This window comes from Calothrix sp. CBUCES-K 9914 (assembly GCF_059640475.1).
The window spans coordinates 1-12,503 of the sequence record NZ_JBXXZH010000259.1; the positions used below are offsets into that span (position 1 = coordinate 1).

The 12,503-nt window shown below is 39.6% G+C and carries 11 protein-coding genes; 7 read left to right on the forward strand and 4 right to left on the reverse strand.

Translation table 11 applies throughout. From position 1 onward, the window contains the following. Positions 1–25: 25 nt before the first annotated feature. Positions 26–2,032, reverse strand: a complete 2,007-nt coding sequence (locus tag AC2JBO_RS36475) for a variant leucine-rich repeat-containing protein (protein ID WP_496958523.1) — start codon at positions 2,030–2,032, stop codon at positions 26–28. Positions 2,033–2,310: 278 nt separating this feature from the next. Between AC2JBO_RS36475 and AC2JBO_RS36480 the strand changes: the two genes are divergently transcribed. From AC2JBO_RS36480 to phnE, 5 genes are all read left to right on the forward strand, one after another. Further along, on the forward strand, positions 2,311–2,583 hold the full coding sequence (locus AC2JBO_RS36480; protein ID WP_496958524.1) for a hypothetical protein: 273 nt from the start codon (positions 2,311–2,313) through the stop codon (positions 2,581–2,583). Positions 2,584–2,604: 21 nt separating this feature from the next. After that, a complete protein-coding gene (locus AC2JBO_RS36485) occupies positions 2,605–2,961 on the forward strand; it encodes a hypothetical protein (RefSeq protein WP_496958525.1) in 357 nt (118 codons plus the stop codon). 609 nt (positions 2,962–3,570) lie between these two features. Beyond that, positions 3,571–4,530, forward strand: a complete 960-nt coding sequence (locus AC2JBO_RS36490; protein WP_496958526.1) for a phosphate/phosphite/phosphonate ABC transporter substrate-binding protein — start codon at positions 3,571–3,573, stop codon at positions 4,528–4,530. A 77-nt stretch (positions 4,531–4,607) separates the two neighbouring features. Continuing rightward, entirely contained in the window at positions 4,608–5,354 is a 747-nt protein-coding gene (locus AC2JBO_RS36495) for a phosphonate ABC transporter ATP-binding protein (RefSeq protein WP_496958533.1), read from the forward strand. After that, a complete protein-coding gene (gene phnE / locus AC2JBO_RS36500) occupies positions 5,351–6,157 on the forward strand; it encodes a phosphonate ABC transporter, permease protein PhnE (protein WP_496958527.1) in 807 nt (268 codons plus the stop codon). Before AC2JBO_RS36495 ends, phnE begins: the two co-directional genes overlap by 4 nt. Before the next feature lie 97 nt (positions 6,158–6,254). On the opposite strand, the gene AC2JBO_RS36505 is transcribed toward phnE, so the two are convergent. The 3 genes from AC2JBO_RS36505 to AC2JBO_RS36515 form a co-directional block, all read right to left on the reverse strand. After that, positions 6,255–6,893 (reverse strand): (2Fe-2S) ferredoxin domain-containing protein, encoded by a 639-nt coding sequence (locus tag AC2JBO_RS36505; RefSeq protein WP_496958528.1) that lies wholly within the window; start codon positions 6,891–6,893, stop codon positions 6,255–6,257. Between the two features lie 55 nt (positions 6,894–6,948). Beyond that, positions 6,949–7,194 (reverse strand): Asr1405/Asl0597 family protein, encoded by a 246-nt coding sequence (locus AC2JBO_RS36510; protein WP_496958529.1) that lies wholly within the window; start codon positions 7,192–7,194, stop codon positions 6,949–6,951. A 696-nt stretch (positions 7,195–7,890) separates the two neighbouring features. Beyond that, entirely contained in the window at positions 7,891–9,333 is a 1,443-nt protein-coding gene (locus AC2JBO_RS36515; RefSeq protein ID WP_496958530.1) for a DUF2079 domain-containing protein, read from the reverse strand. Positions 9,334–9,764: 431 nt separating this feature from the next. On the opposite strand from AC2JBO_RS36515, the gene dpsA reads away from it, so the two are divergent. Together dpsA and carB are read left to right on the forward strand one after the other, a co-directional pair. Continuing rightward, positions 9,765–10,316, forward strand: coding sequence for a DNA starvation/stress protection protein DpsA (gene dpsA, locus AC2JBO_RS36520; RefSeq protein ID WP_496958531.1), 552 nt, complete (start codon positions 9,765–9,767; stop codon positions 10,314–10,316). A gap of 169 nt (positions 10,317–10,485) precedes the next feature. Continuing rightward, the coding region (gene carB, locus AC2JBO_RS36525) for a carbamoyl-phosphate synthase large subunit (RefSeq protein WP_496958532.1) at positions 10,486–12,503 on the forward strand (2,018 nt) is incomplete at its 3' end.

Sequence of the window (12,503 nt, forward strand, 5' to 3'; positions counted from 1 at the left end):
CCCCAAAGCCCCCGAAGCACCCTTATTAAGACTTGTGTGTACACCGTAGCTTATTAAGGGGGGTTGGGGGGATCAGATTTGCCCTTGCAGCCGCGCGCACAATCCAGTTAGCATCGTTAATTAGCTGTTCGCGAATGTGAGAAGGTGTATTTGGGTTTTGCGCTACGGCATAACGCAGGCGCCAGTTTGGCGAAGATACATATTTTGCAAGATAATTTTGTGGTGCAATGGGATGTAAAAGTAAGAATAGTTTTGTTGAAGTTGCACGACTAGATTCTACATAATTTACTAAAGCTTGAGGCGCCTGTTCTGGAAAACGCTGGAATAAGTTTACAATTGCTGCTTTTCTCGCATATTGATATTTTAGACGGTGATTAATTATTTCTTCTAGAACAGATAATGGTGTGTTTGGATGTTCTGCAATAGCGAGCAGTATTTCTGGATTTGATTGTTTGATTAAATATAGAAATGCTGTGACAGGTGTTTTTATATTTTGTGCAATTGCAAGGCGAACAGCAATACGTTCATCTTGCGCCATTTGTTCTAAAATAGTTTCGGTGCTATTAGGATGATAAACTACTGCTTCACGAATATGTAACCATTTGCTGGTGGCAAGTTGCTGAAGTTGCTCTGCTGTTGTATTCAGATTTTGCACTGTTTTCCACTCAATTAAAAAGTCTTGTAGTTGTGGGTCATCTTTAATTTGTTTTGTTTTTAAATTAGTAACAACTGCTTCTCGAATCTCTCGCACGCTGTTTTCAAGTAGGTATTCTAAGGTTTCAAGTGGTGTTCGAGAATTTTGAGCGACCAAAAAACTTATTTTGTGAATTATTTTTTCTTTGGTTTCTTTTTCATAATTAATTACACTTCTACTATATTTAATTAAATCTGAAATAACTTGACTTGGGGTATTAGGATGACCTGCTAAAATTACATAAATTCCTGCAGTATACAAAGGATTTAGTGTTTGATTATGAGCCAGTTTCGCAATTCTTTGAAATTCATCACTGTGCCTTTGATATTTGTTTATAGACTTCACAGAAAACTCGTATTCAAATATTTTTAATAGTAACTGCAAGGGTGTTTTCGGATTCAAAAAGACTTTTAGTCTAACTTCTCCTTCAATTCCTACTAAATTTTCTAAAATATTTACAGGGGTATTGGGGTTATCAGCAATCGCTTTGTTGATACGTTTACTAGAAATAATTTTGAATTCACTATTGAAAATATGTTCTATAATTTCAGAATGTGTTTGATAATTTGATGCATGAATATATAAAATTCTTTCTTGATAAAAAATATTATCTACATTAGCTATTGCAGTTATATCACATATACGTCTTGAACTGAAGTTGTCAATTATACTATCTCTAACTTGTTCATCTAATGCTGTAAATAAGTTTTCGGGTATTATTCCAATTTCCCATAATGCTTCTTCTTTAGAACGGTCATGATTTAAGTAACTATGGTCTTTGAGTTCCTCATATGCTGCTTTTTGCCAATCTTGATTTGTTTGTTTTTGTAAATTTACGTGAAGTCTCGCAGTTTGAATAACTCGATTATCATAATCTGTTCTATTTGTAAGTATTTTTAATGCTTCTTTCGGCGTATCCGGATTGTTAATTAATCTAATTAGTACTTCTATATCATCATGTTTTGCTGCTGCAAACGTCCATCCAGGTGGCGCCACATCTATTTTGAGTAAACTAGCTAATGTCGGTGCTGGCATTTCTTCTACCAGATTCGGATTTTCTAGCATTAGCAGTGAAAAAATTGGATTATCTATTAATTCCTGTGGAAATTCTGCTCCTAATTTTAATAGCAAATTCGTTGGTGTATTCGGGTTGCTGACAATGTTTTGACGTGTTTGTTTGTCTCCACTATCAGCTAAATGTACTAATAATTCTGGCGCCGCATTTAGGTTGCTTGCAACTATACGCGCGAGTTCAATACTTGTGAGGGCTAATTCTTGTAAGCGCGTTTGCTCTGTTTCTGGACTTGCTGCTTCTGTTTCAGGGGTTGGGTTAAACATAAGGTGGAGGAGAATAAACCGCAAAGACGCAAAGGACGCAAAGAAAGAGAAGAAGAAGAGGTTATTTTAATTTAACAAAAGTTATTGGTCGCGCGTTGGACATTTTGGATATATTTTGAGTAGTATTGAAAACAGTGTATTTACACAAGCCAGATTATATAGGAATCCTGTTTGATTATTGAAAAAATCTAAGTATACATAGCCTAGCAAAACCTAGATTTTATAAGCATTTGCGACTCTACGTGTTTTTCAAAAATCAAATAGTAGTCTTATAGGTAATGTCAGTAAGAGATGATTTAAACGTAAGTGAGTTTTGGCGAAGTCATAATTTTCGCATTGAATCTTGGGCTAATGATTATGAACCGCCAATTCAAATCAGCGATTTTCTGCCACGTACAGAAAGTCAGGTTGACCCTGTTGTGGAAACTAGTAATTGGAATGGGTTTATTTCTCAAAGAGCGGATGTATTACCTAACCGCCTGATTTTTATTGATGGGCGCCGTCGTTTAGATGCTGCCCTTGTGGGTGGAAGTGGGGATAAGGTTGTTTAAGGTGTTTTTGGAACTATTGCTGTGGGTACTGTGGTAGTAGATAGAAGTGTACCACAAGCAAGTTGTAGTCACATTAAGATTCGGCGAGTTTTGGGTTTCGGTGGGGATACTGAAGCTGTATCTACTTCTATTCCTTGTCCTTTGGGAAGCAAGACTAATTTAGTTTACGAAGCTGTTAAAGCTAAAAAAGAGAATACACCCGAAACGCGCGGTGATATTATACAAAGTGCGATGCTAGCAGCAGAGGAGCAGTTGGTCAGGGAACAGCAAACTGATGATGCTGATACTTTGGTAATACGCGATGGAAGATTGCCGTATGATTCGCCGAATTATGTTTTGGGCTATATCAAAACAATGCATAAGAATTATTTGAGCTGACTAAATAATCTTCGGCACCACTTTTGATTGCTTTAACTGCTAGTGCAACATCACTTTCACCAAGTATCACCACTGGTGGACAGTTATTGCTTAATAATACTCGTAATTTTGCTAAAAACTCTAACCCATTACTCAGACAATGTAGAATCCAGCAAAATTATATTTACTTGTTCTTTTTGACACACCGCTACAGTACAAGTGGACTTCTCTAGCAACATTCTGCATGTAAATTCTGGGTTTTCCTGTAAATAACGTTGAATATTGTGTGTATTTTCCGGAAAATCGCTAACAATTAATATTGCTGTTTCCTGTACCATCGCTTATCGGCGCCACCAATTAATCCAAATTCCTGCACATTATTGTTTTATCTAGCAAATAAACACCACTTTTGGCAATACATATTAAGACTTAAATCTACAATCATCTAATAGGTTTTTAGTGTAGTATCAAGCAAATAAGCGCATATAGCGTGCCCTATAAAAACGATAGAAAAGCTCTATGGCTATATTGATTGACTTTACCTTACGTAATGATTAAATATTGATACACGTAGGTATTGAGAGTAATTCGTAATATTACTGCAACTAATTTGCATTGAGAGGATAGGAAATGGCTTGGAATAGAGGTTTAATAGGCGTTGGGGCTGCTGTAATAGCAGTAGGTGGATTGTTGAGTTCTGCTGGAAGTCGAGAAGCTATCGCAAGCCTTGTCAATAAAACTCAAGGTACTTTAATCGCTCAAAATCGAACTATCAATATAGTTTTTCCCAGTCGTACAGATTCTACTGATTTGCAAAATAAAGCAAATGCAGTAGCAGCGTTTCTTTCCAAGGAAACAGGAATGCAAATAAGAGCGCAAGTAAGTGATGACACAGCAGCAGTAGAAGCATTACGCGCGAACCGTGCGGATGTGGCATTTTTGAGCAGTCGTCCAGCGCTCAAAGCAGAACAGTTAGCGAACGCAAAACTATATCTTGCTGAAGTTCGCGATAATTACTCAGGTAGATTTACATATAATTCAGTTTTTGTAGTTCCTGCCAACAGTCCTCTTAGAACCAAAAACTCTAGTAAAGCTTCACTCGAACAGTTGCGAGGTCGGAAGATGGCGTTTACATCTCCAACTTCTGGTTCCGGATTTATTTTTCCTACCAGCGAGCTAGTGAAATTAGGGTTAGTGGCAAACCGTGATAGCTTAAATCAATTTTTCGGTCAGGTCAGCTACGGTGGTAATTATAGTAAAGCTTTGCAAGCAGTACTACGTGGTCAAGCAGAAGTTGCGGCAGTGTCTGAGTATGCTCTGTTTCCTCCCTATATAACTAACCAAGAGCGGTCACAACTGCGAATCTTACACAAAATAGCCGGAGTTCCAGCGCATGGTGTCGCTATAGATGATGACGTTCCGGCGCCTATGCGTGAGCGTTTGATCAACGCGATGTTAAAGCTCAACCAAGGTCAAAATAATGGTTTGCTGCGTAATTTATACAATTCAACAGAACTAGTCAAAGTAGACCACAACCGTCACTTGGCGCCAGTTCGTGATGCTCTTAAACGCGCGGGTATTGATCCATAAGTAAAAAGTTATGAGTGCTGAGTGCTGAGTTAATAGTTACTCAGCACTCAGCACTCAGCACTCAGCACTCTTTAGCTATGAATGAAACAGTAATAGAATGTCGTGAAGTTGAAACAGCCTTCGTAAAATCGCTGAATCGTCCTATATTAAATCAAGTCAACTGTGAAATTAAACGCGGTGAGTTTGTAGCTCTTTTAGGATTAAATGGCGCCGGAAAATCTACGCTGTTACGTTCTTTCGTGGGGCTGACACCAGTTATGCGGGGAACGATTAGTGTAAATAATATGGTGATGACTCAGCAAACACTGCCCAAAATTCGGCGCACTGTTGGAATGTTATTCCAAGGAGGAGGTTTAATTCGGCAGTTGAGTGCAGTCGAAAATGTCCTTTGTGGTAGGTTGGGATATAGAAAACCCTGGCAAACTTTATTTGGGTTTCCCAAACAAGATTACCGTTTAGCGTTGCAATTACTTGATGAATTAGGACTGCGTGAACATGCGTATCAAAGTACAGGTTCTCTTAGCGGTGGACAGCAGCAGCGAGTTGCTATTGCCCGCGCGTTAATACAGTCACCTCAAATTCTTCTAGCTGATGAACCAATTACTGGTTTGGATGTTCTAGCTGCGAAACAGGTGATGGATACTTTGGCGCGATTAAACAGTGAGCATTCTATTACGATTGTAACTGTGCTGCACGATTTAGGTATGGCAGCAGAATATGCCCAACGCGCGCTTGTGCTTGATACGGGACGTGTTGTTTATAATAGCGCCTGCAACAACCTGCAAGCTGAATTTACTCAAATTAACCAAGCAATCAAAAGATGAGTAATTTAACAAATCTAACTAACTTAACTAGGCGCCATGTATGGATAGGTAATTTATTACTCATCCCTATACTTGTTTTACTAGTTATAGTTTATGCTTGGTCGCTAGAAGGTATTGGTATAAACGCGGAAGTTTTAAATAATAGCTGGTTCTACGTTACAGACTTTATCTCTCGGTTTTTCCCACCCAATCTTGATGTTCTGCCTAATGCCGTACAGTCTCTCATACAAACAATCCAAATGTCACTGTGGGGAACTACGATTGGAGCAATTATATCAGTACCAATTGCGATAGCCAGCGCTAGTAATATTGCACCATTATGGTTGCAATGGTTGGCAAACTTTATACAAAATGCCGTCCGTTCTGTACCTTCTATTATTCTAGGATTGATTTTTGTTGCAGCTACCGGACTCGGCGCCCCTGCTGGGACTTTAGCATTAAGTATTTACACTATTGGCTACCTTGCCAAATTCTATCAACAAGCTATCGAAGCAGTAAACTCTCGTTCTATAGAATCTTTACAAGTTATCGGCGCCTCACGTTGGCAAATTACCCAATACGGTATTGTTCCGCAAGTTTTACCGTTAGTATTAGGTTATAGCCTTTGGATGTTTGAATACAATATTCGTGCTGCCTCAGTTCTTGGTGTCGTCGGAGCAGGTGGTATCGGGTTTGAGTTGAAAAGCTATATCGACGGATTTGAATACAACAAAGCTACAACTTTTATGCTCGTGCTGCTAGTTGTTGTTACAGTAATTGATTTTCTTAGCAGCTTTATCCGAAGGCGCCTCGACCAAATGTAGTATTGGCAACGGATGCAACGGATGTAACGGATATTTTTTTTGACCCCCTTTGAAAAAAGGGTTGGGGGATCAAAATCTACGAATAATATATTATTAATTACGCAAATACGCGCAATACACTAACAGGCGCCTCACCTAGTTCAGGAGCTTTACTTTTAGTGCTAACAGGAAAATATTTATCTAATAAAGCCGATACATCTTTAGCTTGAATACGACTGTAGCGAGTTTTATCGGGCATGATTAAGTTTGGTCCACCCTTACAGTTTTTCATGCAACCTGTAGGTTTAATTATAACTTCGGTATCGAGATTACGCTCTTGTAACTGTTGCTGCAATGCATGACAGAGCGCTTTTCCACCTCGGTTCATACAATCAGACTTTTGACACATCAAAATAGTAGTCTGTTTCGCTGGTTTATTTTTGACTGGTTCATTCGGTTGTGGAGGACTAATGTATTCTTCCCCTGTAGCGCGCGCTGCCATTACTCTTTCAGCTTTGAATTTATACTCACCCGTTTTCGAGCAAACTTTTTTTGTGCCAACTATTTGCAGTTTGGTCTCAGGCGCCAGTTTCCAGTCGAACGTAGCTCGTAAATGCTTGGCTAACTTCACATAGCACTCACCCTCACTCGTCGAAAGTATCAAACCCTTGAGCTTATAGCCATCTTTAATGACAAATTTAACAAAACGCCCTTCAAGGTAAAACTCTGAAACTTCCTCTATACATACTTTACTCATTATTTAAACCCTCCTTATTAATGCCAATATTTAACAAGTATTAAACAGATATTAATCAAGTATCACAGTACCAACATCGCTCTAAAGTTCGGATTAATTCGCTACGTGATGCAGTATATTGCTGGACTACACTCCATATTTGGATAGCTGCGGTAACATTACTTACTTCTACAGTCAGTGGCTGGTTCATTCCACAAGAACAATTAAGTTCTAGTTCTTGCAAGCGTTTACAAACCTGCCAGCGGTCTGTCCAATCTACCGAAACTACTATCTTTACTTCTGAGTCTGTAATAAAATTCACGAAAATCCTCTGAAAAAATGCAAGAAATTTTACCAGCAATATTACTTATGCAGCCCCACTAGTTGATAAACATAGTAGGTTAGCCCCTCCCAATAGCATACTACAAGTGCAAATAATTATCAGTTAGTTTTCAAAAAAAATAAAAATATTTCTCACAATGCACTTTGGTTCAGGGTCAGTTGGCAACGGATGAGAGCGGATGTAACGGATGATTTATTGGGTTATAAACAAAATCTAGTGGTTCATATCAATAGTTTTGGTGTGTTGAAAAATAAAATCCCCCCAACCCCCTTTAATAAGGGAGGCTTAAAACTGCTCTTATTCCCCCCCTTATTAAGGCTACGGTGTACACACAAGTCTAAAAAAGGGGCGCTTGGGTTGCTTTTAAGGCTTCGGATGTAGGGAGGGGAGGAGGAATAAGAAGCAAAAAGAAGCAAATTTGATTCTCATCTGATGTAAAAGTCTCGAAGAATAGTTCCTCAATTTCCCCACTTCTTCCATTTCTGTCCTCCAAAAACATCCAATGCTTCCCTGCTCCCGATGCCAAAAAGTTGTGTGTACACGGTAGCCTTATTAAGGGGGGCTAGGGGGATCAAAATCTGTGGTAACTCCCCAAAATTAATGACACAGAACATTAGTTAATTCAAATTTACCATCTGTTACATCCGTTTAAAATCCGTTGCCAGAGGGTCTTTATCAGTTCTTATGGAACAAATATACGTCTGTATTTTGATAAGTTAATTTATATTCACCGCGATTTTTAAGTTGCTCCACCAGGCGCCGCGCAGATTCAGTATCATTTCCCCATCCCGGATGACGAACATCTAAAAGTATATAATTATACTTAATAGCATCTGCAAAAGGTTGCTCTTTGTATGCTAGATTAATGACTTGACGATGACTGAGATGAGGTGATATTGAAGCTGTGGTCAGGACGCTTGCTTGTGACTTAACCTGGGAAATTGCTTCTCTTGTTGCTTGCCATGTGTCAAGTTTATCTAAATATCTATCACCAAAGTAAGTAAACTTTGCTAATAGTAAAAATCCAATTAGCGACCAAATAATTATGCCGCGTTGACTACGTACCCAGCCTTTCCCTGCTGCCAACGTTGCTATTACCGCTAATATTAGGAATGGCACTGCTGGAACTGAGTACTGATGAACTAAATCTTTTTGTGGTTGGTAATCAGTGATTATATTTAGTGCTACACAAGGAATTGCACCTACTAACGGTGCGGCGCCAACTAATGATAGTCCCCAAATTAACGGTGCTGTAAGTAATACTAAATATCCTAAATTATCTAAGGTAAAAATTCTTCCTAAAACTATTTGTGGCTTGGTTGTTAAGTTTATAGCAATTTCCCAGACAGAATTGCCTAAAAAACTATATCGTCCAACTGCTGCTGCTTGTTTACCGCTGAAAGCAGGTACAATTACCCCAGACGCGATGATAAACCAAGCAATACCCATAGTAATAGCCACGGCGCCTTCTTTAGAGCGTTTTTCAAAAAATAATAGCCAAATTCCCATCCCCACAACAGTAAGAGATAATACTGCTTTACACATTAATACAACAATCACACTGAGGCAAAAATACCAAAACTTCCCAGCGCGCGCGCACCACACTGCTGTAAATAGCATCGGTAAAGCGATAACTTCGGGGTGAAAGTCGAACAGGTTGACATTAAATATCTGGGGATACAGCAAGTAAACAGCAGCTAGGGTTGTCGCAACATTTTGTAACCCAGCTTGACGAGCTAAATGCCAAACTGGTAAGGCGCCTATTGCTAAAGCTAAAGCCTGTACAGCAAATAACCAGTAAACGCTAGGGTAGATTTTGTAAAGTAATGCTAAGGGATACCATATTAAAGCTGCATGGTCGCCAAGGATGTGATATCCCATGTACGTTGAGAATGGAACTTTGCCTTGACTAATTAAATAAACGCCTTGGTCAAAGATTCCTAAATCAAAGGCAGTTGATTGAAATAAAATATGGCGTATACTGCTAGACGCAAATAGTATCAGTATACTGGCGCCAATAGTCCAAGCCAAACTGTGGCGCCTAATATTATGGAAAATGTTTTTTAGGTTGTTGAATAGGTTTTTTTCTTCGGGAGATTTTTGCTCGTTGACAGCCATTGTGAGATTTAGGTGCTAGTTAGTACAAGTAAGTCGTAAGAATAATATCATTACTTTTGAGATGCACAGGCAGGATGCCTATGCTACCTGATATCTTGCACCTCTACGTATTAATTCTTAATTTTATAATAAAATGTTATTAATGTTACATTTATATTCAGTCCATTTTAATGGACTTAAGCTATTAGCATATGGGTTTTAACCCTATGCGGGTAGGAGCATAGTTATAGATTTAGCAATTAATATTACATGCAAAAATCAAGGTGCAAGATATAAGCTACAAGGGGGCATTTGAGATATTTAAAGTCATTTTTCACAAAAATCAAAACTACTTAATATTAACTATGCGGCTATACAGAAATATGAGTGCTAAGATGTAATGACCAAGCGGTTATTGACTATAATTGCTCACTTCCAACGGAGGAAAACACATGTCTGATACACAAACAATTTTACGCAACTTTGGTGATGTTTATGACAATCCTGTATTGCTAGATAAAAGTGTAACAACTCCTGTTTGTGAAGGATTTAATGTTGCTTTAGCTAGTTTTCAAGCACTTTACTTACAGTATCAAAAGCATCATTTTGTAGTTGAAGGCGCCGAATTTTACTCGTTACATGAGTTCTTTAATGAAAGCTATGAACAAGTTCAAGGACATGTTCATGACATCGGCGAACGCTTGGATGGTCTAGGTGGTGTACCAGTGGCAAACCTCGCGAAGTTAGCAGAGCTATGCTGCTTCGAGCAAGAACCCGATGGTGTATTTTCTTGCCGTCAAATGGTAGAACATGACCTCAAAGCAGAACAAACAATGATTTCTTTAATTCGGCGCCAAGCTTCGCAAGCCGAAAGCCTAGGTGACCGTGGTACAAGACATCTTTATGAACAAATTCTACTAAAAACCGAAGAAAGAGCTTATCATTTAGCCCACTTCTTAGCTAAAGATAGTTTAACTTTAGGATTTGTCCAATCCAGCAACTAGCTGTGTCTTTATAAAGTTTAATCATAATTTCTTGACATAGAACTCAAAGAGGCAGAGGAGATATAATTATCTTCCTGCCTTTTTTGCTAACTGCACTGGCGTCACATCCGTGGCATCGATAACAATCCGTGTACAATATTCTGGATTTGTATTCTCGTACTCCAACACTATGCCTCGCCGCAACGACCTCAAAAAAATATTGCTCCTCGGTTCTGGTCCTATCGTTATTGGACAAGCTTGTGAGTTTGATTATTCGGGAACTCAAGCTTGTAAATCACTACGCGAGGAAGGTTATGAAGTAGTACTGGTAAACTCAAACCCAGCCACTATTATGACAGACCCAGAAACAGCGAACCGTACTTATATTGAACCGCTAACACCTGGGTTGGTCGAAAAAGTTATTGCTAAGGAACGTCCTGATGCTTTGCTACCAACGATGGGAGGACAAACTGCGCTAAATATCGCTGTGGCATTGGCAAAAAATGGGGTTTTAGATAGATATAATGTTGAGTTGATTGGCGCCAAGCTACCAGCGATTGAAAAAGCTGAAGACAGAAAGCTGTTTAATGAAGCAATGGCGAAGATTGGGGTGGATGTTTGCCCTAGTGGAACTGCTTCAACGTTGGAAGAAGCTAAAATTATCGCGCGTCGAATTGGTACTTATCCTTTAATTATCCGTCCAGCTTTTACAATGGGCGGTACGGGTGGAGGTATTAGCTATAACGAAGAAGAGTTTGCGGAAATGGCACAAGGGGGTATTGACGCATCCCCTGTGTCGCAAATTCTCATTGACCAGTCACTGTTGGGGTGGAAAGAGTACGAACTAGAAGTCATGCGCGACTTGGCAGATAATGTAGTGATTATTTGCTCGATTGAAAACCTCGACCCAATGGGTATCCATACTGGAGACTCTATAACTGTTGCCCCAGCGCAAACCCTCACCGATAAAGAATATCAACGGTTGAGGGATATGGCGATTAAGATTATTCGAGAAATTGGTGTAGAAACGGGTGGCTCTAATATTCAGTTTGCCGTCAACCCTGTTAATGGTGAAGTTATTGTAATCGAAATGAACCCGCGCGTTTCTCGGTCTTCGGCACTTGCTTCCAAAGCAACTGGTTTCCCAATAGCGAAAATGGCGGCAAAACTCGCAGTTGGTTATACGCTTGATGAAATTAAAAATGACATCACGAAGCAAACTCCCGCTTCGTTTGAACCGACTATAGATTATGTAGTAACAAAAATTCCTCGCTTTGCCTTTGAAAAATTTCCTGGCTCCGAACCTGTGTTAACTACCCAAATGAAATCTGTTGGGGAAGCAATGGCTATTGGACGTACTTTTAACGAGTCTTTTCAAAAAGCACTGCGTTCTTTAGAAACAGGACGCGCGGGTTGGGGATGTGATAAACACGAGAAACTTCCCAGCGGTGAGCAAATACGCGCGCAGCTTCGGACTCCTAACCCTGAAAGAATTTTTGCTTTGCGTCATGCGATGCTACTAGGAATGAGTACCGAGGATATTTTTGAACTGACGGGAATTGACCCCTGGTTTCTCGATAAGATGCAGTCTATCCTTGACGTTGAAAAATTCCTGAAGCGCACGCCTTTACAGCAGTTGACTTTAGAGCAATTGTATGAAGTAAAACGGCAGGGATTTAGCGATAGACAAATAGCTTTTGCCACTAAAACTAGTGAAGACCAAGTGCGAGCGTACCGTAAGCAGTTAGGAGTGATTCCAGTTTACAAAACAGTAGATACCTGTGCTGCTGAATTTGAAGCCTTTACACCATATCATTACTCGACTTACGAAGAAGAAAGCGAAATAATGCCCACTGATAAACCCAAAGTAATGATTTTGGGAGGTGGACCAAACCGTATTGGGCAGGGTATTGAGTTTGATTATTGTTGTTGTCATGCAGCTTATGCTTTGAAAGGAGCAGGTTTCGAGACAATAATGGTTAACTCCAACCCCGAAACAGTATCTACAGACTATGACACGAGTGATAGGTTATATTTTGAGCCATTAACGTTAGAGGATGTTCTCAATATTATCGAAGCCGAAAACCCTGTAGGTGTCATCGTTCAGTTTGGAGGTCAAACACCTTTAAAATTATCGCTCCCACTGCACTCAGCACTCAGCACTCAGCACTCAGCACTCAGCACTCAGCACTCAGCACTCAGCACTCA

Coding starts and splice junctions, on each gene's coding strand:
- AC2JBO_RS36475 (WP_496958523.1), bottom strand. CDS start 2,032: ATGTTTAACCCAACCCCTGAAACAGAAGCAGCAAGTCCAGAAACAGAG.
- AC2JBO_RS36480 (WP_496958524.1), top strand. CDS start 2,311: ATGTCAGTAAGAGATGATTTAAACGTAAGTGAGTTTTGGCGAAGTCAT.
- AC2JBO_RS36490 (WP_496958526.1), top strand. CDS start 3,571: ATGGCTTGGAATAGAGGTTTAATAGGCGTTGGGGCTGCTGTAATAGCA.
- AC2JBO_RS36495 (WP_496958533.1), top strand. CDS start 4,608: ATGAATGAAACAGTAATAGAATGTCGTGAAGTTGAAACAGCCTTCGTA.
- phnE (WP_496958527.1), top strand. CDS start 5,351: ATGAGTAATTTAACAAATCTAACTAACTTAACTAGGCGCCATGTATGG.
- AC2JBO_RS36505 (WP_496958528.1), bottom strand. CDS start 6,893: ATGAGTAAAGTATGTATAGAGGAAGTTTCAGAGTTTTACCTTGAAGGG.
- AC2JBO_RS36515 (WP_496958530.1), bottom strand. CDS start 9,333: ATGGCTGTCAACGAGCAAAAATCTCCCGAAGAAAAAAACCTATTCAAC.
- dpsA (WP_496958531.1), top strand. CDS start 9,765: ATGTCTGATACACAAACAATTTTACGCAACTTTGGTGATGTTTATGAC.